Genomic DNA, 20,766 nt, shown 5'->3' on the forward strand with positions numbered 1-20,766 from the left:
GGAGGTGTTATTTTCTTGGTTGATGTTGGACCGGAGTGTTTGATGGGCAGAATCGGTTCGAGAACGACAGCAGAGGAGACAGTAATGAAGACTTCTGAAGCCCGCAACCGGGCGTCCCCTTCATCCACCCGTGGTTGAGTGGTCAGTCGAGCGCGTCTCGGCGGTTGACCGACCGAGTGCCTGCTAGTTAAGGATTCTATAGACATTGTAAACAAATATAATAAATGCTTTAGAAAATAATTAGTTATATTGGGCCAGCCCGTACAGATTCGACCGAGCGTATCCTGATAGCCTGCGCCACCGAGCGCGAGCCTCGAACCTCCCCAGCCTCCTCACTCCCGCGCAGAGCGCGGTCGTTCGTCCCTCGCACGAGGACGCGCACAGTTCTGTGCGCGCCCCGCGCGCCGGACTGACTCCGTAACTTCGAGGAAAATCCCCGAAAATCAGCCGACCGAAACCCGCTTACAGAACGTCAAGAACCACGATAGAGAGGTAGAGCTGTCCCAGACCGGCAAGAATCATCACGACCGCCGCCCCGCGCTCCAGCGCGCCGGAGTAGCGCCCGAGGCCGCGCCACGTCTCGACGCCCGCGCTGGTCAGCAGGGTTACGCCGACCAGCGGCGCGGCCACGCTCCCGGCATAGACGGCGACGACCGCGACTCCTCGGGCCGGAGAGAACGCCAGCGCCTGCGTCACGACGCCGAGGAACAGCGGGGCGACGCACCCCGCGGCGGCGAGGGCGTAGACTGCGCCGAACGCGCCGAAGCCGAGGACCGACTGGGGGCGCTCGGGGAGCGCGACCGAGAGGTTCGGCACGCGCCCGGTCAGCGTCAGCGCGCCGAACGCCACCAGTCCAACGCCAACCACGGGTTCGAGGAGCGGGAGCGCGGACGTGACGGTCTGGCCGACGCCGAACGCGAGGACGGCGACGGCACCCAGCGCGACCAGCGCGCCGACCGCGGCCGCGCCCGCCGAGACGAGGCCCGACGAATCGTCGCCCTGCTCGACGTAGTAGCCCACGTAGCCCGGCAGAAGCGGAAAGGCGCAGGGCGCGAAGAACGTCGTCACGCCGGTACTGACGGCGAACGCGAGCGCGCCGGCGAACTCCGAGGCCGCCATCTACGCCAGCGCCTCCTCGACCCGTTTCCGGAGCGTCTCGGCGTCGGTGACGCCGGTCTCGGCCCACGCGACCTCGCCTTCGGCGTCGAAGACGGCGATGTGGGGGATACCGCCCGCGCCGAGCGCCGACATGAGTTCGCTGTCCGGGTCGTGGCCGAGCGTCCACGCGCCGTCGTTGTCGCGCCACCAGTCGCGGATGTCGCCCTTCGAGAGGCCGCCGCCGAGGCGCTCGTTCGTGACCGAAATCATCGCCACCTCGTCGCCGTACTCGCGGCGGACCGCGCCGAGCGCGTCCATCTGTTCCTTGCACGGACTGCACCACGTCGCAAAGAGGTCCACGACGGTCACGGTCCCGGCGGCCGGAACCTGCATCTCCCCCGCGACCGACCCCGGCGCGTCGAACGTCTCGACCGGCATCGGGAGCGCCTCCGAGGAGTCCGACCCGAGGCCGTCGCCGAGGACCCACGCGCTGGTCCCGGTCAGGCCGAGGCCGCCGAGCGCGACGAGGAGCCTGCGCCTATTCATGACCGAACCGTTTCGAGGTCCGACCGTATCTGTTTCGCGTCCGGCGACTTCGAGCGATAGGCGCGCTCGACGTAGCCCTCGGCGTTCACGAGGAAGGTGAGCGCGCTGTGGGTGAACATGTACTTCTCCATCTCGTCGGGGTGAGTGCGCTCGAAGGCGACGCCGAACTCGTCTTGGACCACGGCCTTCGCCCGGTCTTTCGACTCGGGCCGCAGGAACTGCCAGTTGCCGGCGTCTACGTCCACGTTCATCTCCTCGGCGTAGGTCCGGAGTCGCTCGGCGTCGTCGCGCTCGGGGTCGAACGTCGTCGGGAAGAAGGCCACCTCGTCGGCGTAACCCTGATTCAGCGAGTGGGTGTGGACGTTCCGCACGGCGGAGACGAGGACCGGACACACCGTCTGGCAATGGCTGTAGAAGAAGGTCAGCACCATCGGTTTGCCGACGCTCCGGAGTTCGACCGTCCGGTCGTCCAGCGGTGCGGGGAGCGACACGTCGGGCACTCGCTGGCCCCACGCCGGGTAGGGGAGCGTCTCGCTGTCCACGTCGTTCTCGCGGTCGGGTCGGGGGAGCGTCACGTTCGGGTTCCCGTCCGACCCGAGAAATCCGGTACACCCGGCGACGCTACCCGCGAGGCCGACCGCAGTTGCGGTCCGAAGATAGTCGCGGCGGTTCATACCTGCATCTCGCCACCGGCGGCCTAAAGGTGGTCTGGTGCGATTCTCGAAATTCCGGTCGTCACTCCGTCCCACGACCGGCGGTCAACGAGCGACCGACACTCAGCAAGCGACCGGCGGTCAGCAAATCGGCTTCGGGTCGAGACCCATCCCGTCCAGCGTCTCTGCGTAGTCCTCGTAGGCGATTTGGACGGTTTCGACCGCAACGTCCCGCGCTCGCTCCCAGTCGTCGTCGCCCTCGCAGGTCTCGGCCAAGAGTCGCACGCCTTCGTCGGCCTCGTCCTGCGTGTCGGCCCGCAGGTCCCGGAACAGGTCCGCCCGGCGCTCGTCGGCCTCGTTGACGAAGAAGTTCACCACCTGCAGTTGGGTCTTGTCGCTGGCCAGCGAGCGCCCGACGAGGCCCGCCGACCGCGCCACGGCGTCGTCGAGTCCTCGGAGGTGGTCGTGCATCGAGTCCACCGCGTCGGTCGGTTCGAACTCGCCGTCCAACTCGGCCACGACGCGCTCGTAGTGGTCGCGCTCTCGCTCGGCGAGGTCCGCGAAGGCCTCGCTGGCGTCGGGGTCGTCTTCGTCCTCGGCCCACCCGGCGAACGTCTCGCGGGCGACGTGTTCGCTCTGGGCAACCGCCCGGAGGACCCTCTCGCGGTCGAGTTGCGCGTCGGTGAGCGCGACGAGCGCCTGTTGAGAACCGAGTCGGTCGAGTTCGGTGGCCTTGGCCGTCTCGACGCGCTCGCGGAAGGTGTCGGCGTCCATACATCCGGATACGGTACCATTCGATTTGAACGTTTGCGAGGCCAGCAGACGACTCCCGGTCGTCAGTTCCGGGTTCGGTGGCCGAGCGCGACGAACAACGCGACCAGCGGAACCAGCACGCTGGCGGCGTCGTGGCCGACCGGTCCCGACGATTGGGTCGTCTCCTCGGTCGCCGCCGTGGTCGCATTGCCGGACTCCTCGGTTGTCGTCGCGGTCAGTTCCGCGGGACCACTGGTCGGGGTCTTCGTCGCAGTCTCGGTCTCACTCCCGATGCTCGCCACGTCAGTCTCGCCGACCGCGAACAGCGAGAAGCCAGTCGCCTCGGCCCGGAACACGTAGTCACCGCCGCGCTCGTCCACGAGACTCGTCGAGAGCGGTTCCCACGTCCCGTTCGCCCGGTGATAGAGCGTCACCCCCTCGGGGTCGGTTCCCGCCGCGGGAACGCGGAAGGTGATTCTGACGGACGCGAGGGCGCTACTCTCGATGTACGTCGTTTCGACCGAGAGGTACGCGAGCGTCTCGCCCTCGGTCGGTCCGGCGACGCCGGGGTCGTCCAGCGTCGAGGCGTTCACGAAGAAGCGAGGTTCGGCCTCCTCGCTTTCGGGCGTGATTCGGAGTCGGTCGAACGACGCGCGGTCGGTGCCGAGACCCGACAGCGAGACGCTGGCGGGGTTGTCGGCGCGGGCGTTTGCCACCTTCGCGCGTCGGTAGTCGTCGCCCGACGCGACGTCCTCGACCTGTACCGCTGGCGGGGGTGCGCCACCGGCACCGCCTCCGCCGCCGCTACTGCCCGACCCGCCATTACCACCGTCGTCTCCGCCGTCATCGTTCCCGTCGTCGCCCCCCGAGGAGTCCGCCGTCACGGTCAGGGTCGCGGTACTCTTCGCGGCGGTGTCGTTGCCCGCGAGGTAGAGGGTGTAGTTCCCCGCCGGGACGGCGGAGTAGTTGACCGAAAGCGACGTGTCGTCCGAGAGGTTCTGCACCACGAGGTCCCCCTCGTTCGTGACCGTCGAGGACGGAACCGCCTCGTGTAGCGTCTCCCGACTCAGATTCTCGGCCCAGAGGAGCAGGTCGTAGCCGGTCCGGTTCGACGTGACCGAGAGGTTCGTCTCGCCGGTCCCTTCGGTCACGGTTGCGTCGGCGAACGAGGTGTTCACCCAGTGGTTCCGCACGAGGAAGGTGGCGAGTTGGTGGGTGTCGTTTTCGAGGTAGTAGCCGCCCTCCAAGTCGCCGGAATCGAAGACGTACCAACCGGTCTCGTTCGAGGCGACCTGATTTGCGTAGGCGCCCTCCTCGGTGTAGACGTTGAGCGTCTCGTCGGTGGGTTCGTGGTCGTAGGCCAGCGTGTGCCCCTGCCAGTAGTCGTTCCCCGAAACGAGTTCCTCGGTCGGCGGGTGCCGGACGAACTCGACGCGGGTGTAGTTCGATGGCCGGACGGTCTTGTTGGCCTGAACGGGCGTGTCGGAGACGTTCGCGTCGATTCGGTGCGTGCCGTCTTCGAGGTCGCTGACGTTGACTTCGGCCGGAAGGTCGGCGCTCGACACGTAGGTCGTCCCGTTGACGACCTGTGCGCTATCGATTCGTTTCGTGAGGTTGAGCGTCGGGGATTCGAGTGCGAGGGCGTACCCGCCTCCTCGGTTCGAGTTTATTTCGAGGTGCAGAACGTGCGTCGCGGTCCCGTTATCGACGCGGTAGTAGTTCTGATACCGGAAGTCGATTTCTTGTTCGACGACCTGAAACTGCGCGACCGTCTGGTCCGACTCGTTCTGGAGGTAGTACTTGCCGCGGAGGTCACCGGTATCGACCGTGAACAGGCCCGAATTGCCCGCCGAAACGTCTCGAACCACAGCGTCCGAGGACCCATTGTGAAGTTGTAATCGCTCGCCAGCGTTGGCTACCGTGTCGTTATAGAGGACCTGTCCGTGCCAGTAGATTCCGCCGTCCTCTAGCGGCGCGTTGGCGCTCGTGTCGATAGAATTCCCCGCCGCCGCGGTCCCTGCGCCGCCGACTGCGAGGAGAGAGAAGACGAAGAGACCGACGAGAAGTACCGACGATAGCTTCGACTCGCTCATAATCGTGCCAACGGTAGAGACGTTCGGTGTGTTAAGGTTCCGATTTATCATATCCAGGCCAGACAATTCAGAGGATAATGGTATCTAACTAATAAGTTGATTCGCCCATTTATTGGAAATATAATTTCTTAGAATAAATAACTAAATAATTATCCAACGTAGATAAAATATACCAAGAGTAACATAATATATCTACTAATAGGACAGAAGACCCTTGGAAGAAGTAATAGACTGGCATAGTATAAAATTATAAGATAATCATAAAATACTATAAATTACTTAGTGGCAAAAATGATATATGGCGCGCTATCTTTTCTTGAGTAAATTGCCATATAACCAAATTCACCGACGCACGCTCATGAAAAGTCTTGGAGTAGCAAGCGCCATCTCCCTTAGTGGCACTTCAGCAGTAACTGCTACAGAAAGAAATTCTGACGAAGTTTACCGATTTGATGTCAGTGAACTTCCCGAATCGATTATGTATCTGTCCGACCCAAGGAGCCGTCAAAGAGTAGCATGGGAACTCGCACAGCTCCTTTATAATTTAGAACGAGATACAACTGACGAACTCGGAAAATACTCTTCGGATGATATTGCCGCCGCCATCAGTGGCTTATCTGACGCTCGAAACGACCTCCGGTCGTTCAGCCGACTTGTGGAGGTTCTCCACGAGAATAATCTCGCTGGAATCATTGACGAGAGTTTACTGAATTCGGTCGGAAAGCGAGCAGATTTGGTCGTTCACTATGCTCCTCTACTGGGTTCGGTCAATAATGTCCTTGATAAAGCCAAGGCGTATGCTACTGATAGAGAGAACAAGTCAAAGTATATAGAATTCGTGCTGAGCATCGCTTGCCTCTGTTTGGAATTCGGTCTCATGTGGGTTGGAGTCCCTTATAAACTTGCGTGGAAAGGAACAAATCGGATTTTCTTCGCTCGAAGTGGGACGCTATTCCGTCTTGGTCGATATGGTGGCAATCGCTTCGTCGCGTTCTTTATGAGTGAGGTTCACTGGGAGCTTCGGGAAGCTCTCTTTGAAGATGTCGTTAGCACGGAGAAAGCAAAGTGGGTCGTGGAACACGTCAACAAGTATCGAAAGAAACCCCAGCTCTCTAGTGTTCATTCAGATGTGAAATCCTTCGTTCAAAATCCACCAAAGGTTTCAGTTGACGACTTCCAAAGCTACGAGTTTACGGAGGAATCCGCCGAAGATATCGTAGATATTAGTTCAGATGTTTTCAGTGAGGTCGTCGAATCTGCACCGGAAGATAAAGACCCTGACTCAAAAACGGTATCCGAGCCTTTAGTTCTCAAATCGTCTACTGACTGGGACAAAAAGGCAAATTCAGAAAACGACGATAGTCTCTTCTAGATTTGATTGAGTCTCGAAACTACCCTTCTACTATCTAAATCGCTTATTCTTGGCCGCGAACCGCCTTGACATCCCGCTTCGACGCTGATAGCACCTCGTCAGCACTCAAATTCGTCTCGCGCCACGCCGGCAGTCGGCGGTCCTCGCCCGGCGGGCGGACCGCCTCGGCGTAGACATCGACTTGTTCGCGCTCCTCGCTTCGCTCGTAGTCGAGGCCGTTGAATCCCGCGTCGGCGGCGTACTGGTCGATGAACTGCCCCGCAGTCCGGCGGTAGCGGTCGGGCAGGGTGTCGTACTCTGGGGCCACGCCGTGGGATTCGACCGCCCGGAGGAGCGCCCGACCGACGTGACGGCTCATGTCCGAGAGGCCGGTCGGTCCCGACACCGCCCGGTGGTCGTGTTCGTACCGGCCCAAATCGACCTGTGCGGTGTCCTCGAACCCGGCGTGGGCGAAGGCCTCGCCGAGTTGTCCGACCTCCAGTCCCCAGTGGCGCTCGACCCGGAGCGAGCGCACGAGGTCACTGGTCGCGCCGAACTCCCCGGCCAGCGCGTACCGGAAGGCACCCAGATACGAAAGCACCGCGGCGTCGGGATGGGCGTCGGCCAACGCGCGCACGAGTGGTTCGTAAAAGAGGCGACAGAGCCGACCGTAGAGCTTGTTGTTCTCGACGCGGGCGTAGTAGCCCTTCGAGAACTCGTAGCCCTGCGCGAGGGGGTAGAGCAGTCGAGACACGTCGGCAGATTCGTAGGTCTTGGCGTCGGCGTCGTGGACCGCGACGTACTCGCTGTCGGCGGTGGCGACTCCGAGCGCCAGCCACACGTCCCGGCCCTTTCCGGCCTCGCCGTTCAGGCCGCGGTCGGCCAGTAGGTCGGTGACGCCCGGCCCGTTGCACCACACCACCGACAGCGGGAGGTCGAACCCCCCGAGCCAGTCCAGAAACGGCCCGACCTTCTCGGGTGGTGCCCGAAGGGGGACGACCACCTGCGCTGGCGCGACCGACTCCAACTCCGAGAGGACCCGCTCGGCGGCCAGTCCGGCGTACTCGCGCTCGGTCATCGGCACGACGACTCCAGCGCGGTCGGTCGGCGCGTCCGGAACCCGGCCCGTCAGGTCGTGTAGCGTGGCGATTCGCTCCTGTCCGTACTCCATCGGGTGGGGGTTAGGAGGGCGGACTGAAAAGGAGGTGGAATCTCCTCGAAGATACATTCTCTTTTTCACTCGTGGAATAAATTGATGAACCTCGGCCCCAAGGGGCCACGTATGAACGCTCAGTCTGTAGACATTCCCGCCGACGCTCCTCGGCCGGACCTCTGTGAGGCCCTCCGGACCGAACTCGGCGAGCGCCTCCGAACCATCGCGGTCGGCCGTATCTCCGACCGGGAGTACGACATCGCCTACATGCGAGACGACATCGCCGAGGAGTACACCGACGAGATGCGCGAGGAGATATTCGACGAGGTGGTCTTAGAGAGCATCGCCGAGGACAAACAACAGGACCTGTTTCCCGCGCTCGGGGACCTCCAGCACACGATTCGGGTGTTCGAGGACGGCATCAATCTGGTCGCGTGGTGCGACGACGAGGCCGTCTTCGTGGGGTTAGACCCCGACGCCACCCTGCTGGGTCCCGCCGTCGCGGTCTGTCGCCGGATGCTCTGAGGTCGCTAATCGCCGCGGGCCACGCTCGGGTCCCGGCCGCCGGTCGGCAGTTTGTCGCCCGCCCACAGCAACACCAGCACGGCCAGAATCGCCACCAGCAGGCCGCCGAACGACCGGAACACCGTGTTGTAGTCGAATCCGGCGTCCACCAGCGCGCCGACCACGACGCTCCCGGTGGCCTGCACTATCATCATCGACCCGCTGTACAGCGAGTAGGCGCTGGCGCGGTTCTCGTCGGGGAGCGAGTCGAGCAGGTAGGTGTCGAGCGCGGGGAACAGACTGTGGACGACGTAGCCCAGAATCGCGGTCACGACCGCCAGCATCGCCAGTCCCTGCGCCGCGGTCAGCGCGAACAGGCAGGCGACGAACCCGGCCAGAATCGACAGCATCAGCGGGACGTGGGGCACGCGGTCGGCGAGTCGGCCCGTGACCCAGAACGCGGGCACGCCGGCGGCGAAGACGACGGTGAGGAGCGTGTTGGCGGTCCCGGCGTCGATGCCCTTCGTCGCGGTCACGTACTTGACGTAGAAGTTGAACAGGCCGTTCCAGACGAACCCGGTCGCGCCGAGGATGGCGATGCCGCTCAGGATGATGGGCCACTGCCTGCGGGCCGCGGTGAGCAGGTCGCGGTCCTCGGTTCCGGCGTCGGGCATCTGGGTTCGGCGCGCGGTCCAGTAGAAGACGGCGGTCGCAAGCGCGGCGACGACCGCGATGATGGTGAAGACCGCGCGCCACGGCGCGACCGCAAGCACCGCGCCGACGAACATCGGCGCAATCACGGCCGCGATTTGGCTCGCGGTGCCGTGAATCCCGAGCGTCCGGCCGACGCGCTCGGGGTAGAGTTCCGTCAGCAGGGGGTTGGCCGCGATGAAGTACGCGCCGCTGGCCACGCCCATCAGGAACGCGCCGACGCCGAGGTGGACCACCGACCCGGCGACCGACATGAACGCCGACGCGCCGGTCAGCACCGCGCCGGTCCCGAGGACCACCTTGTGGCGGTCCACCCGCGTCAGCAGGTAGCCCGTCGGAATCCGAGGCGTGGCGCTCCCCAACCACGCCAGCGTGGCGACGAGGCCCGCCGTGGACTCGGTGAGCGCGAACGCGGCCGAAAGCGGTTCCAGCAGGGGCGCGAACACGATACGGGCGAGGTTGACCAGAAAGACGACCGAACACATCGACGCGAAGACCCGGCCACGAGACACGTTCGATGCTACTCCGAGGGCACAGTCAAACCTTCCGAATCCGGCGAACTGAACGTTTCAGCTGAGTGGTAGTGAGTCTGAGGCGCGTTCCCGTGGACAGGGGTAGCGGTATTCAGCGGACGGAGAGTCTTGCTTTCGGACGTGTTTTCATTTTCTTAGCGATTATCTAGATTGCTCTATCGGGTACTTGGGGTTGTGAACGTCGCTCGAACCACTGCCACTCGCAGTCACCGCCGTTCTCACGGCGTAGGTAGTCCCTACTGCTCGAAACGGCCCCTAACCTTTTCGCCGAGTCCGTCGTACTCCTGTCGCCATGAAATCAATTCGTCGCGGCCTCTGGGACGGCGAAGTACGGAAGGACACCCGAGGCCGATTCGCGTGCGGTATCTGCCGCCAGTCGCTGACGACCGACGCGGAGACTGACGAAACGAGTCCCGTCAGAACGTGTCCGGACTGCGGCCGGGCGTGGAAATCGCGGGAGACTCCGCCGTGGCGGACCGCGGGCAGATAGTGGCCGCCAAGGAGGCCACCGTCGCGTGTTCAGTACTCGACCGTCCCGTAGGACAACACCGCAATCAGCACGAACCCGACGAACGACGCCGCGACCAGCAAGCTACTGAGGGGTTTGCCGTTCACCACCGAGTGGACGAACCAGACGGCACCCCACGCGAGAGCGAACCCGACGACGCTCTCGATGGAGATGATGGGCCTCATACTCGGCCCGACGAAGTTCAGAACAAAATCCGTATCGGTCTCACTCGAACACGGCGTCGAAGGCGTCCGCGCCGAGGGGGTCGAATCGCCCGGCCTCGACGTTCTCCTCGACGTGTTCGGGCCGACTCATCCCCACCAGCGAGGAGGTCACGCCGGGCGCGCTCCGAGCGAAGTTGATGGCGCGCTGGACCGTGGTGTCGCCCTCCAGTCGGTCTTCGACCTCCTCGGGAATCTCGGCGGCCAAGTCGCCCTGCGCGATGCTGGCGCTGGTGAAGACGTTCATCCCGGCCTCGTGGGCGAACCAGAGCGCGCTCTGGGGACCCTCCGGCCCCTCGTGGGACTGCTGAGTGAACCCGTCGGCCATGAAGACGTTGAAGGGCAGTTGAATCGCCCGGAGGTGGGTCGCGGTGTTCTCCGCAGACTTGGCGGCCTTCCGAGCGCGGGAGACGATTTCCGACAGCGAGAGATACTGGTCGTGGTCGTCGGGCACCCGGAGGGCGTTCCACGTCGCTACGCCGTACTTCGAGATGTCGCCCTCGTCAGCGCGTTCTTCGAGTCGGGTGAAGGTGGCTTCGAGTTGGTCGTAGACCTCCTCGCGGGACCGAGCGTGGAGTTGCGTCTCGGGGTTGTGGACGTAGTAGAGGTCGATTTCCTCGACGCCCAGATTCTCCAGCGACTGGTCGAGTTGGGCGTCGATGAAGTCGGGCGCGATGCAGTGGCTTCCCCGCGCCAACTCGTCGCGGTCCACGAGGCCGGTGTCCACGAACTCGCGCTTGACGTACTCGCCGGGGTTTTCGGGGCGCTCGCCGTCGAAGGGCAGAAAGCCGCCTTTCGTGGCGACGAATACCGCGTCTCGGGACACGTCGGCCTCCTCGATTGCCTGCCCGACGACGCGCTCGCTCCGCTGGCACCGGTAGTTGCTCGCAGTGTCCACGACGTTGATACCGCTTTCGAGGGCCGTCGTGATGGCGTCGTGGTACCGCGCGTCCACCGCGTCGGTCGGGTCGCCGAGGTAGGTCCCGACGCCGATAGAGGAAATCGCCAGTCCGTCGAACCGGCGGAAGTAGGTCCGGCCGAAGTCGTCGCCGTGTTCGAGTTTGTACTCGTAGGTTCCGTCGTCGGTGGCCATACCCGGAGGTAGCGGTTCTATCGGGATAAGACCGAAGATTCTCGCCGGAAGGCTACACGTCGCCGTTCAGAGCCGCGAAAATATCGTCGGCGAGTTCGGCTTGGGACCACATCGCGGCCTCGCCGCCGTTGGCGTAGGCCGCGCCTTCCACCGGTACCTGTCCGCCGCCCATCCGAGCGTGGCCGCCGGCGCTGGCACCGGGGATGTCCTCGGCCACGAATTCGAGGGCGTTGCCCATGTGAACCCGGTCGTCGCGGGACCGCCCCGAGAGGTGGACTGTATCGTCGCGCCGACCGAAGACGACGACGGCGGTGACGCCCTCCAGTTGGAGGAGTTCGTCGGCGGCCTGCGGGATGGCGTCGGCGTTGCTGATGCGGCCCACGTCGCTGACTGCGAACGACCCGCGAACGTCCCGGCCCGAGATGGCTTGGGACTTGATTTCCAGCACTTCGGCGCTGACCTGCGGGTTGGCGATGCGGTCCAGCAGGTCCTCGTCGATGCCCTCGTAGAGGTAGGCCGCGGCGTGAAATTCCGACGCGGTACACCCGCTGGTGAGGTGCTTGGTGTCGCACTGGATGCCAAAGAGCAGGCCCGTGGCGATTTCCGCGGGGACGACCAGTCCGTCGGTCTCCTCGTCGGCGTCGTCGGGGCTGACCGGGGTACCGCCCACGTCCTCCAGATACTCGGCGATGATGGTGGCGCAGGCCCCGTAGTCGGTGCGCTGGTCGGTGAACTGCTCGCCGGTCCCGTTGCCGGGGTGGTGGTCCACGACCGCGTAGGGTTCGAGACGCTCGGCCCCCTCGAAGCCTCTCGGGGTGTTGTGGTCTACCAGTACTACGTCGTCGGCCGCGAGTTCGCTCACGTGGTCGATTTTGTCGAGGTCCAAATCGAGGACGGTCCGAAACGCGCGATTCTCCTGATGGCGGATTTGGCCCGCGAACTGGAGTGTGGCGTCGGTGCCGACCGCTCCGGCGAGATGCGCGACGCCGATTGCACACGCCATCGCGTCGGGGTCCGGGTTCGGGTGCATCAGGACCGCAATCTCGTCGCGCTTGGCCAGCGCACGCTTGAGTTTCGCCCCCATCGGCCGGCGAAGCCATCGGACGACGAGCCACAGCGAGGCCAACAGCGCGATAGTGCCGAGGACGGCCGCACCCACGAGTTCGGGACTCAGACCGTAGGTTTCGGCGGCCTGAACGACCTCCCGAACCCGGAGTTCCGGAATGGCCGGCAGTTGCATGTGTCCCACCGACGGCCCCGACGAACAAGAAATTTTCCCGATAGGTGGAAAATTGAGGGTTTCACTCGGGTTGGTTCCGGTACGCTTCGATTTCGTCCCGGTATCCTTCCCTATAGGTAGGATAGTTGAAATCATGGCCGAGAGTTCGTAGCTTGTCGTTCGAGCATCGCTTGCTGGTCAGAATCCGGCGCTCGACTCGCTCGGAGAGGTCGTCGTCGGCCAGTCGCTCGTCGGTGGTCTGCTTGGGGGGATGCTCCTCGCCGCACTCGTCGGCCAACCAATCGGCGAACGCCCACTTCGAGACGGGTTCGTCGTCCACGACCAGCACGACCTCACCGCGAGCGAGGTCCTCGGCCAGCAGGAACCGGACCGCGCCCGCGGCGTCGTCGCGGTGAATCATGTTCAGGTAGCCCTCGGTCACGGGACCTTCCAGATACCGCTCCAGTCGGGTCCGGTCGGGACCGTAGATGCCGGCGAGTCGCGCCACGGTGCCGTCGATGCCGTTCTCCGGGGCCTCGTCCAGTGCCACGCGCTCGGCCTCGGCCAAGACCTCGGTCTTGTCGGTCTGGGGCGACAGCGGGGTCTCCTCGTCCACCCAGTCGCCGCCGTGGTCGCCGTAGACGCCGGTGCTGGAGGTGTAGAGTAGCCGCTCCGGGGGATTTTCTCGCGCGCCGAAGTGTTCGATAGCGGTCCGAAGCCCCTCGACGTAGATTTCGCGCGCTGTCTCGGCGTCTCTCCCGCCGGAACTCGCTGAGAAGACGATAGCGTCCGCGTCGGGGACCGCCGACAGCGTTTCGGCGTCGGTCACGTCGGCTTGGACGGCCTCGAAACCGGCGTCCTCGATGGCCTCGATGCCCGATTCCGAGCGCCGGACGCCGATTGCGCGGTGGCCCGCTTCCGTCAGTTGGCGACCGAGTTCGAGTCCGACGTAGCCGCATCCGAGTATCGCCACTTCCATGGTCGAATCTTGGCGCGAGCGCGGATAACTCCCGCGACAGCGCATTCGAACCAAAGCCACCAAAACAATCGTTTTAGACGTTAGAATCTATTCTTAAGATACTTTTTAATTGCCGACAAACGGCCCCTCCGCCGCGGCGGCGAGGCCGAAGACTCACCGGCGAACGCCAAACTGACCAGCCGCCAGCAGGCGCTTGACCGAACTCTCCTCGGGTGGGGTGAAGGGGCCGTCCGGTCGCGGGCTTTCGAGACGTTCACCGCCTCGATTGCTGTCGAGTCTGTGGCGACGACACGATTCCGGATACTAACTCTAACCTCAACTTTAAGACCGAGGACGCGACGAACCCGGCCCATGTTCGACGCACCAGTCGAGACGTGGTATCTCTGGGTCGGCCTCGCTATCGCCAGCACCGCCGCGGTCGGCCTCGCTGTGGCCCTGCCCCGCGCGCCGCCGCCGGACGCCGCGGGAGCGGCCGAAACCGTCGATGCCGTCTCAGCGAGCGCCCACCCGACGACCGGCGTCCACCCGCTGTCGGCCGACGCCGTGCGAATCGGCCCGTACCGAATCTGGCTCCGGGACGACGGAAGGTCGGGCCACGCGGCGCTGGCCTACGGTCCGGTGACGCCCGTCCGGCGCGACACCGCGCTCTGGGACGTGCTTCGCGGGACGCCGCCCGAGGAGGCCTTCTCCACACCCGCCGAGTTCCGCCGGGTCGGGGCCGAGGCCCGCGACCGGACCCCGGAGTGGCGCTCGCCCGACGAACTGACCGTCCGGCGCGTGACGTGGGAGGGCGTCGATGTCACGCTGGTCGGATAGCGGGGCGGCCTCCTCGGCTCGAACCCACCGCGCCCAAGTCGAACCGCTGGCCGCGCTGGTCGCCGTCTTCGCCGTCGGGGCCGCGCTGACAGCCTACACCGGCGTCCTCGACGAGTCTGTGCCGACGCCCGACCGGAATCTCGCCGGGCCGACAGTCGAGCGAGTCGAGCGCACTGCGAGCGACGAGGCGGGCGTCCTCGGTCCCGATTCGCTCGCCGCCGGCCTGCGTGCCGGACCGGAGGGCTACGCGCTCAATCTCACGCTTCGCGTCGGCGGACGGCGATGGCACGCTGGACCGACCCCGCCGCCGGAAGCCGACGTAGCCAAAATCGGCGTAAGCGTCCGGACCGCTCCCGGTCGAATCCGGCCCGGCCGACTCCGCGCGGAGGTATGGTCGTGAGAGCCATCAGCACCGTGTTGGACGCCTCGCTGTGCCTCCTGTTAGTCTCGGCGAGCGCGGTCACGCTGGCGGAGACGCCCGTTCGGGATTCCAGAATCGAGGCCGGCCACGCGACCGGCCCGGATTCGGCCGACCGGACCGCGGACCTGCTGGCGACCAGCACCGCCCGCGTCACCTACGGCGCTGGCGACGATTCCCGCCGGACTGCTCACGACACGTTGGCCGGTCTCCTCGCCAGTGCAACCCGCGCTGACGCCGGAGGAGCCGCCGACGCCGGGAGAGCCACCGCCGACCCGGACTTCGCGGGCCGGGATTTCGCTCGGAGCGTCACCGCGAGCGTCAACCGGACGCTCCGACGCCACCTCCCGGCGGGCCTCGGCGTACAGGTGGTCGCCACCGAAGTCGAACCCCGAACCGGAACGGGCGACCGACTCGTCGCCGGGGGCACCCCACCGCCCGAGACCGAGGTTCACGCCGCGCGATTCGAACTGCGCCGGACCCGGTTCACCGTCAGGACGTGGTCGGCGTGAGGTTCGCCGAGGACCGGCGCGCTCGGGTCCCCTTCGCACTCGCCGGCGTCCTCCTGCTGGTCGGGAGCGCGGCCCTCAGCGCCTCGCTCGCGGGGAAACCGGCCCCCGAAACCGACGAATCGGTCGGTCTCGCCGTGGAGCGAGCGAAAGCGGCGTCCTCGACCACGCTCCGACGAGCAATCACCCGCGCCGGTCGGCAGGCCGCACGCAATCCTGTCACCCATCCGGCGAACACCACCCTCGGGCGCGTCCTGAACGACTCGACGCCCTACCGCGACTCCCTCCGGATTCGAATCTACCTCGCCGTCCGCGAGGACCTCGATTCCGTCGGCGTCCGGGTCGGCGACGTGGAGGGAGAAGTGTCGCTCTCCTCGGTCTCGAACGCCTCCGACCTCCGGCGGGCCAAGCGTCGGGTGAGCGTCCAACCGGCGGGCACGGGAGACAACCAAAGCCGGGAGAACGCCGGCCTGCGCGTCCGAGTCGAGAATATTACCGTTTCGGCGACTCGGGACAACCGGGTGGTCGAACGCGAGGAGTTCTCGCCGACGCTGGTTGTAGCGACCCCCGCGCTGGCGCTCCACGAGCGCACCGAGCGATTCGAGTCGCGCCTCAATCGCGGCCCCCTCGTGTCGGGCCTCGGTCGGCGACTCACGGCGCGACTCTACGGCGTGTCGTGGGTCCGGGGCTACGCCCAGTACGGCGGTGCGCCGGTCCAGAACGTGGTGGCGAACCGCCACGTCGAACTCGCTGTGAACGGCGGCCTCCTGCGCGAACAGCGCGCCGTCTTCGGCCGGAGCGACCCCGCCGGTCGCCGGGCGCTCGGGTGGGCCACCGCCAGAGTCGGCGCAATCGACCTGCTCACTGCCGCCAACACCCAGTACGGGTCGGCCCGGACCGACCAACTGCTCACTGCCGCCAAGCAGTACCAGCGGGAAAATCCCATGCCGGGCGGCGTGACCGCGGGCCGACCCGGAGACTCCGCGAGGAGGAAGCGAAACGGGGTGTTCCCCGCCGGGGTCAACCGGACCGCGGACCGCGCATTCTCGGACCTCGTGAAGGCGGAGGAACCGAGAAGCGGCGACGGACCGGGAAGCGAGGAGAGACCGACGCTCGGCGAGATTCTGCGGTCGTCCTACACCGTGGATGCGCGCCTCGTCGCCGCAGTCGAGCGGACCGAGGCCGAGGAGCGCCCGGCCCCGGCCTCGCCCGGCGCAAACTGGACGCTCGCGGGAACTGAGGTCCGGACGACGACCCGGACCGAGGCCGCGAGTGGACCACCAACCGGACCGCCCGGACCGCCGCGGGGGTGGCATCTCCTCGGAAGCGGGCGGGGTCGCTACGAGACGACCCGAGTCGTTCGGACCCACGCCCTCGTCGCCAACTGGACGCGAGGCAACGAGTCGCGCCGGACCGTCCGGCGGTGGTCCGAGACGTTCGTGACACGCATCGGTGTCGCGGGCGACCACAGCGTCGATGGGAGTGCTGTCCCGCCCTCCCGGCCGATTGGGACTCTCCACGACCGAGGAGGCCCCCTCGACGGCCCGAATCTGGCAGGGATTCCCGACCGGGCCACCGACCGACTGGTCCGGGACCGAGGAGGCCACGACGCGCTGGCCCGCCGAGCGGTCGCCGGGACGCTGGACACTCGGCCCGAGAAGGTCGCGGGGCGACGACCCCCGGACCTCCGCGAGTGGGTCTATCGGGACGCGGCTAACCTCCGCGAGAAGGTCCGGAACATCTCGATTGGGGTCCCCCGCCAGCGGGTCCTCGGCGAGCGCCCGCCGCCAGCGCAACTGGCGCAGGCGGTTCGAGCAGAGCGCGAGGACCTGCTGGACGCTCCGGCGCGGTACGACGGGGTGGCCGACCGGGCCAGAGTCGCAGTCCGGACGGCCTACCTCGACCGGGTGGTGGCGCGACTGGAGGCGCGTGCGTCCCGGCAGAACCGGACGCGAGTCGGCGTCGGCGAGGCGCTTGCCGACGCCGGGCGTTCGCTGGACGAGGCCCGCCGGACGCTCCGCGCTCGGACCACGCCCGAGACGCGTCCTCGTCGGCCGATGGGTGCCGACGGGCCGGGCGCGCCGGTCAACCTGAGCGTGAGCGGTGCGCCGCCGTACCTCACGCTGGCGAAAGTGGACCACGAGGAGGTCGCCGTGATACCGGAGGGCGAGCGCCGGGCACCCCTTTCTGCCCGGAACCGGAACGTCTTCGCGGTGCCCTACGGTGACGCCGCAGAGACGGTGGCCTCGGCGGTCGCAGGCGACGACGGCGGCGCTGGCGATTCGAAGCGGGTCAGTCTCCGGACCGGCGCGGTGGCGTTGCGGACTGCGAACCGGACGCTGGCCGAGCGCGAGAACCGGTCGCTGGAACGTCGGCGGAATCGGCTTCAGCAGTCGCTGGCCGAGTCGATGCGGGAGGCCCGGCGGATGCTGGTCGCGGAGTTGGCACTGACCCGGTTCGACCTGACCCGCGGCGAGCGCCGGGTGGCGGTCCACGAGGGGTTGGCGCGCTGGAACACGACCGCCGGGAGGGCGTTGGCGGTGGCGAACGGCTCTGCGGCCGACGCCATCGCGTCTGCGGTGATTCGGCGTCGTCCGGCGCTCGACCGGCCCGACAGGCGCGACTGGGTTGGCCTCCGGGCCGAGTTGGCGGTCGAAGCGACGAGTCGGACGGTCGAGGGGCCGCCCCGGTCGGCGGTGAACCAGACGACGACGGTGACACAGAGACTGGCCGAAAACGCGCTCAAGCAGGCGATTACGTCGGGTCTGGGGAACGCGACCGAACTGGCGAGCAAGCGGTGGTTCGGCGAGGTCCTCGGGGCGGTGCCGGCCGGACTACCGGTCGCGCCGGTGCCGGGGTACTGGTACGCGACGGTCAACGTCTGGACGGTCGAAGTCTCGGGCCAGTACGCCCGGTTTTCGGTCAGCGCGCCGCAGGGGCCGCCGGGCGAGGAGGTCCGGTACGTCCGCGAGAACGCGACCGTCCGGGTCGATGTGGACGGTGACGGGGAGCGGGACCTCCTCGGGCGCACCGCGCCGGTCGCCTTCGAGACGGGCACGACCGTCGTGGTGGTCGTGCCGCCCGGTCCGCCGGGAGTCGGCGACCGGGGCGGGAACCGGGACGAGTCCTCGCCGGGGTGGAACTCGGGGTGAGAAACCGGCCGCAAACGTGCTAACTGGGTTTCTTTCAGTCTCGGCGCGTGCTGGCACGGTCGTCACGAGCGAAGCGAGTGACTGCTCGGCGGACGCGGATTGTCCGCCGGTGTCTCTCGTGACTGCGCCGAATCGCGCGAGGGATGAGGACCGCAAGCCATCGGCCGAGGACCGCAATCGGTTGGGGAGGGTGTGGCCTGCGGTAGCGGTTGCGGTGCGGGGCGGTGCTGTGCGGTCGCGGTGACGGCTTTGCTCACGTCTGAAGCTAGCTTCCTCGACTCAGTTGGCTGTCTCATCACTCTGGAATCAGTCTGTCATCTCGCCGCTCCAAACGTGAGACCAGCTCCGCAACAGCCGAACCCGACACCCCTGTATCGAAGTGAAACCCCTTTCAATCACCGCGCCGTCGATTCGGGTATGCTCTACGACGACATCGAGGACCCCGAGGCCACGTCGCCCGACGAACTCGCCGAGGAGTACGCTGACGAACTCGCCGAAATCGTCGAAGCCGAAGGCGTCGATGCGGTCGCCGACGAGACCGGCGTGGACCGCGAGACCGTCGAAGCCCTCGCCGAGGGCGACGCCGCCGACGTACACATCGAGGACGCGGCCGCCGTCGCCGCGCTGGCCGACGACGCGCCCGACAGCGACGCCATCGTGGCCGAGGTCCGGGACAACCTGCTGCTGGGGATGACCACCGCGGTCCTCGACGTGGACACCATCGCCGTCGAGAGCGACGTGGAGATGGACGGCAAGCAGGTCCACCAGAAGGTCGAGGGGCGCTCGCCGATGACTGTCGGCGAGTACGCGGCCATCTATCACTTCATCGCCAGCCGTCAGCGGTAAGCCGGGTTATCATCAGAAACCTATTCTAAAGAAATATTTTCCTGTTTCTAAGAAACGTTTAGGTTGTCGAACCGGTCGATGGCGAACTGCTCGATGGGGTGGTCGGTTTCGCCTTCGACCACGAGGTCCGCGAGGATGTCCCCGACCACGCTCGAAAATTTGAATCCGTGGCCAGAGAACCCGCCAGCGACGGCGACCTGCGGGTGTTCCGGGTGGGTGTCGATGACGAACCGCTCGTCCGGCGAGTTGGTGAACAGGCAGGTTTCGAGGCGGGTCGTCGGCCCGTCAGCGCCGTCGAAGTACGATTCGGTGTACTCCCGCAGGATAGCCTCGTCGGTCGGGGTGGGTTCGCGCTCCATCTCGTCGGGGTCCACGGTCTCCCGGCGGTGGTTGTACTTCCCGATTTTGAACCCCGGTACCCGGTGGACCGGGAAGCCGTAGATGTACTCGCCGTCGTCGCACCGCATCGAAAACACGGGGAAGGTGTCGGGACTGAACCGGGCGCGCTCCTCGGGTTGGAACCAGCCCAATACTTGCCGCTCGGGTTCGAGGACCGGAGCCAGTTCGGGCAGGAGTTTCCCGGTCCACGCGCCCGCCGCGACGACGAGCGAGTCGGCCTCGTGGACCTCGGTGGTGCCGCGGCGCTCGACCTTGACCCGGACCCCGCCGTCGTCCAGCGCGGTCCAGTCCCGAACTTTCGTCCGGGCGTGAATCTCGGCTCCGCGGGCGAACGCTCCTTCGACGTGGGCCGTGATGCAGTCCTCGGGCACCAGAAAGCCGCCCTGTGGCTGGAAGACTGCCCGGTACTCGTCGGGCACGTCGTAGCCGGGGAACCGCTCGTTGAGTTCGCCACCCGACAGCACGTCGTGGTCGAGACCGTGCTCCCGACAGGTCCGACGCGCGCCCTCGAAAATGTCGCTATCGGGCGGGCCGACCGCGAGCGACCCGGTTTGGTGGAGGAGGTCCGCGCCGGTCTCGTCGGCCAAGTCCGCCCACTCGTCGTAGGCCGCCCGGAGGAGCGGCACGTAGGAGGGATGCTCGTAGTACGCCAATCGGATGATTCGGGTGTAGCCGTGCGAGGACCCCTGCGAGTGCGGGATGTTGTGTCGCTCGAAGCCCAGCACGTCGAGGCCGCGGTCCGCGAGGTGGTAGGCTGACGCGCTTCCCATCCCGCCGATGCCGACCACGATAACGTCTCTCCGGTCTGCATCCGCGGTGTCGGTTGCGGGCGTCGTCTCGGTCATAGCTGGCGGCACGTCGGCGCGGGGGTTAGTTTCTCGGGTTCTGCGGAGACGAGCGTTCGGAATGGTCGCGTTCAGCGACCCCGCCAGAGAAGTGAGGAGGGCCTCGAAAGCCCTCGGTAAGTTCCGGTCCCGCGGCTCGTTGCGCGCTTCGGTCGTTCGCTTCGCTCACTTCCTCCAGTGCTTACGTCGCCGGGGTTCCCGGAACTGTCCTCGCCCTTTCAGTCCGCCGAGGTCCGGACCGCCCAGCACGGCACCACAACTGCACCGCGCCCCCGAACCTCCACCCCCCGCCGCGGGCGCGCAGAACTGCGCGCCCGCGGCGTCCTGCCGAACGAAGTGAGGCAGGGCTTGGAGGACGCGGGTTGT

At 66.1% G+C, this 20,766-nt stretch carries 20 protein-coding genes; 8 read left to right on the plus strand and 12 right to left on the minus strand.

Features of this window, described 5'->3' with window-relative positions:
- Nucleotides 1-462 precede the first annotated feature (462 nt).
- The 5 genes from P2T57_RS00665 to P2T57_RS00685 all read right to left on the minus strand — a co-directional run bounded on the left by P2T57_RS00665 (nucleotide 463) and on the right by P2T57_RS00685 (nucleotide 5,143).
- On the minus strand, nucleotides 463-1,119 hold the full coding sequence (locus P2T57_RS00665; RefSeq protein ID WP_276300548.1) for a cytochrome c biogenesis CcdA family protein: 657 nt from the start codon (nucleotides 1,117-1,119) through the stop codon (nucleotides 463-465).
- Nucleotides 1,120-1,644 (minus strand): TlpA family protein disulfide reductase, encoded by a 525-nt coding sequence (locus tag P2T57_RS00670; protein WP_276300549.1) that lies wholly within the window; start codon nucleotides 1,642-1,644, stop codon nucleotides 1,120-1,122.
- Nucleotides 1,641-2,318, minus strand: coding sequence for an SCO family protein (locus P2T57_RS00675; protein WP_276300550.1), 678 nt, complete (start codon nucleotides 2,316-2,318; stop codon nucleotides 1,641-1,643). Before P2T57_RS00675 ends, P2T57_RS00670 begins: the two co-directional genes overlap by 4 nt.
- A gap of 120 nt (nucleotides 2,319-2,438) precedes the next feature.
- Nucleotides 2,439-3,071, minus strand: coding sequence for a rubrerythrin family protein (locus P2T57_RS00680; RefSeq protein WP_276300551.1), 633 nt, complete (start codon nucleotides 3,069-3,071; stop codon nucleotides 2,439-2,441).
- Nucleotides 3,072-3,133: 62 nt separating this feature from the next.
- On the minus strand, nucleotides 3,134-5,143 hold the full coding sequence (locus P2T57_RS00685) for a PGF-pre-PGF domain-containing protein (RefSeq protein ID WP_276300552.1): 2,010 nt from the start codon (nucleotides 5,141-5,143) through the stop codon (nucleotides 3,134-3,136).
- Nucleotides 5,144-5,501: 358 nt separating this feature from the next.
- On the opposite strand from P2T57_RS00685, the gene P2T57_RS00690 reads away from it, so the two are divergent.
- Nucleotides 5,502-6,515, plus strand: a complete 1,014-nt coding sequence (locus tag P2T57_RS00690; RefSeq protein WP_276300553.1) for a hypothetical protein — start codon at nucleotides 5,502-5,504, stop codon at nucleotides 6,513-6,515.
- 43 nt (nucleotides 6,516-6,558) lie between these two features.
- Here the strand turns inward: P2T57_RS00690 and P2T57_RS00695 are convergent, their stop codons facing one another.
- Nucleotides 6,559-7,665, minus strand: a complete 1,107-nt coding sequence (locus P2T57_RS00695) for a glycosyltransferase family protein (RefSeq protein WP_276300554.1) — start codon at nucleotides 7,663-7,665, stop codon at nucleotides 6,559-6,561.
- Nucleotides 7,666-7,776: 111 nt separating this feature from the next.
- Here P2T57_RS00695 and P2T57_RS00700 point away from each other — a divergent pair, with 111 nt between their 5' ends.
- Nucleotides 7,777-8,172 carry a DUF7522 family protein gene (locus P2T57_RS00700; protein ID WP_276300555.1) on the plus strand — a complete coding sequence of 132 codons (396 nt, stop codon included), beginning with the start codon at nucleotides 7,777-7,779 and terminating at the stop codon, nucleotides 8,170-8,172.
- A gap of 5 nt (nucleotides 8,173-8,177) precedes the next feature.
- Here the strand turns inward: P2T57_RS00700 and P2T57_RS00705 are convergent, their stop codons facing one another.
- The gene (locus P2T57_RS00705) at nucleotides 8,178-9,374 is read right to left on the minus strand and encodes an MFS transporter (protein ID WP_276300556.1); all 1,197 of its coding nucleotides are present in this window, start codon (nucleotides 9,372-9,374) and stop codon (nucleotides 8,178-8,180) included.
- A gap of 313 nt (nucleotides 9,375-9,687) precedes the next feature.
- Between P2T57_RS00705 and P2T57_RS00710 the strand changes: the two genes are divergently transcribed.
- A complete protein-coding gene (locus P2T57_RS00710) occupies nucleotides 9,688-9,885 on the plus strand; it encodes an HVO_0758 family zinc finger protein (protein WP_276300557.1) in 198 nt (65 codons plus the stop codon).
- Between the two features lie 29 nt (nucleotides 9,886-9,914).
- Here P2T57_RS00710 and P2T57_RS00715 read toward each other — a convergent pair whose 3' ends face one another.
- The 4 genes from P2T57_RS00715 to P2T57_RS00730 all read right to left on the minus strand — a co-directional run bounded on the left by P2T57_RS00715 (nucleotide 9,915) and on the right by P2T57_RS00730 (nucleotide 13,415).
- Nucleotides 9,915-10,088: a hypothetical protein gene (locus tag P2T57_RS00715; RefSeq protein ID WP_276300558.1), complete on the minus strand. Its 174-nt coding sequence runs from the start codon at nucleotides 10,086-10,088 to the stop codon at nucleotides 9,915-9,917.
- Between the two features lie 40 nt (nucleotides 10,089-10,128).
- A complete protein-coding gene (locus P2T57_RS00720) occupies nucleotides 10,129-11,217 on the minus strand; it encodes an aldo/keto reductase (RefSeq protein ID WP_276300559.1) in 1,089 nt (362 codons plus the stop codon).
- 52 nt (nucleotides 11,218-11,269) lie between these two features.
- Nucleotides 11,270-12,457: a DHH family phosphoesterase gene (locus P2T57_RS00725; RefSeq protein WP_276300560.1), complete on the minus strand. Its 1,188-nt coding sequence runs from the start codon at nucleotides 12,455-12,457 to the stop codon at nucleotides 11,270-11,272.
- Between the two features lie 61 nt (nucleotides 12,458-12,518).
- Complete coding sequence (locus tag P2T57_RS00730) at nucleotides 12,519-13,415, minus strand: SDR family oxidoreductase (protein WP_276300561.1); 897 nt, start codon at nucleotides 13,413-13,415, stop codon at nucleotides 12,519-12,521.
- A gap of 351 nt (nucleotides 13,416-13,766) precedes the next feature.
- Here P2T57_RS00730 and P2T57_RS00735 point away from each other — a divergent pair, with 351 nt between their 5' ends.
- From P2T57_RS00735 to P2T57_RS00755, 5 genes are all read left to right on the plus strand, one after another.
- Nucleotides 13,767-14,231: a DUF7283 family protein gene (locus tag P2T57_RS00735; protein ID WP_276300562.1), complete on the plus strand. Its 465-nt coding sequence runs from the start codon at nucleotides 13,767-13,769 to the stop codon at nucleotides 14,229-14,231.
- Nucleotides 14,212-14,631: a DUF7285 family protein gene (locus P2T57_RS00740; protein ID WP_276300563.1), complete on the plus strand. Its 420-nt coding sequence runs from the start codon at nucleotides 14,212-14,214 to the stop codon at nucleotides 14,629-14,631. The genes P2T57_RS00735 and P2T57_RS00740 overlap by 20 nt, the downstream gene beginning before the upstream one ends.
- A complete protein-coding gene (locus P2T57_RS00745) occupies nucleotides 14,628-15,161 on the plus strand; it encodes a DUF7284 family protein (RefSeq protein ID WP_276300564.1) in 534 nt (177 codons plus the stop codon). The genes P2T57_RS00740 and P2T57_RS00745 overlap by 4 nt, the downstream gene beginning before the upstream one ends.
- The gene (locus tag P2T57_RS00750; protein ID WP_276300565.1) at nucleotides 15,158-18,310 is read left to right on the plus strand and encodes a DUF7286 family protein; all 3,153 of its coding nucleotides are present in this window, start codon (nucleotides 15,158-15,160) and stop codon (nucleotides 18,308-18,310) included. The genes P2T57_RS00745 and P2T57_RS00750 overlap by 4 nt, the downstream gene beginning before the upstream one ends.
- Nucleotides 18,311-18,727: 417 nt before the next feature.
- A complete protein-coding gene (locus tag P2T57_RS00755) occupies nucleotides 18,728-19,156 on the plus strand; it encodes a DUF5791 family protein (protein WP_276300566.1) in 429 nt (142 codons plus the stop codon).
- Between the two features lie 47 nt (nucleotides 19,157-19,203).
- Here P2T57_RS00755 and solA read toward each other — a convergent pair whose 3' ends face one another.
- Nucleotides 19,204-20,400: an N-methyl-L-tryptophan oxidase gene (gene solA / locus P2T57_RS00760; protein ID WP_276300567.1), complete on the minus strand. Its 1,197-nt coding sequence runs from the start codon at nucleotides 20,398-20,400 to the stop codon at nucleotides 19,204-19,206.
- Nucleotides 20,401-20,766: the final 366 nt, after the last annotated feature.

The sequence above is a fragment of the Halorussus lipolyticus genome (assembly GCF_029338375.1).
GTDB classification, from domain to species: Archaea; Halobacteriota; Halobacteria; order Halobacteriales; family Haladaptataceae; genus Halorussus; species Halorussus lipolyticus.

Excerpts from the sequence above, each read along its gene's own strand:
- P2T57_RS00665 (WP_276300548.1), bottom strand. The coding sequence starts at position 1,119 with ATGGCGGCCTCGGAGTTCGCCGGCGCGCTCGCGTTCGCCGTCAGTACC.
- P2T57_RS00670 (WP_276300549.1), bottom strand. The coding sequence starts at position 1,644 with ATGAATAGGCGCAGGCTCCTCGTCGCGCTCGGCGGCCTCGGCCTGACC.
- P2T57_RS00675 (WP_276300550.1), bottom strand. The coding sequence starts at position 2,318 with ATGAACCGCCGCGACTATCTTCGGACCGCAACTGCGGTCGGCCTCGCG.
- P2T57_RS00680 (WP_276300551.1), bottom strand. The coding sequence starts at position 3,071 with ATGGACGCCGACACCTTCCGCGAGCGCGTCGAGACGGCCAAGGCCACC.
- P2T57_RS00685 (WP_276300552.1), bottom strand. The coding sequence starts at position 5,143 with ATGAGCGAGTCGAAGCTATCGTCGGTACTTCTCGTCGGTCTCTTCGTC.
- P2T57_RS00690 (WP_276300553.1), top strand. The coding sequence starts at position 5,502 with ATGAAAAGTCTTGGAGTAGCAAGCGCCATCTCCCTTAGTGGCACTTCA.
- P2T57_RS00695 (WP_276300554.1), bottom strand. The coding sequence starts at position 7,665 with ATGGAGTACGGACAGGAGCGAATCGCCACGCTACACGACCTGACGGGC.
- P2T57_RS00700 (WP_276300555.1), top strand. The coding sequence starts at position 7,777 with ATGAACGCTCAGTCTGTAGACATTCCCGCCGACGCTCCTCGGCCGGAC.
- P2T57_RS00710 (WP_276300557.1), top strand. The coding sequence starts at position 9,688 with ATGAAATCAATTCGTCGCGGCCTCTGGGACGGCGAAGTACGGAAGGAC.
- P2T57_RS00715 (WP_276300558.1), bottom strand. The coding sequence starts at position 10,088 with ATGAGGCCCATCATCTCCATCGAGAGCGTCGTCGGGTTCGCTCTCGCG.
- P2T57_RS00720 (WP_276300559.1), bottom strand. The coding sequence starts at position 11,217 with ATGGCCACCGACGACGGAACCTACGAGTACAAACTCGAACACGGCGAC.
- P2T57_RS00725 (WP_276300560.1), bottom strand. The coding sequence starts at position 12,457 with ATGCAACTGCCGGCCATTCCGGAACTCCGGGTTCGGGAGGTCGTTCAG.
- P2T57_RS00730 (WP_276300561.1), bottom strand. The coding sequence starts at position 13,415 with ATGGAAGTGGCGATACTCGGATGCGGCTACGTCGGACTCGAACTCGGT.
- P2T57_RS00735 (WP_276300562.1), top strand. The coding sequence starts at position 13,767 with ATGTTCGACGCACCAGTCGAGACGTGGTATCTCTGGGTCGGCCTCGCT.
- P2T57_RS00740 (WP_276300563.1), top strand. The coding sequence starts at position 14,212 with ATGTCACGCTGGTCGGATAGCGGGGCGGCCTCCTCGGCTCGAACCCAC.
- P2T57_RS00755 (WP_276300566.1), top strand. The coding sequence starts at position 18,728 with ATGCTCTACGACGACATCGAGGACCCCGAGGCCACGTCGCCCGACGAA.
- solA (WP_276300567.1), bottom strand. The coding sequence starts at position 20,400 with ATGACCGAGACGACGCCCGCAACCGACACCGCGGATGCAGACCGGAGA.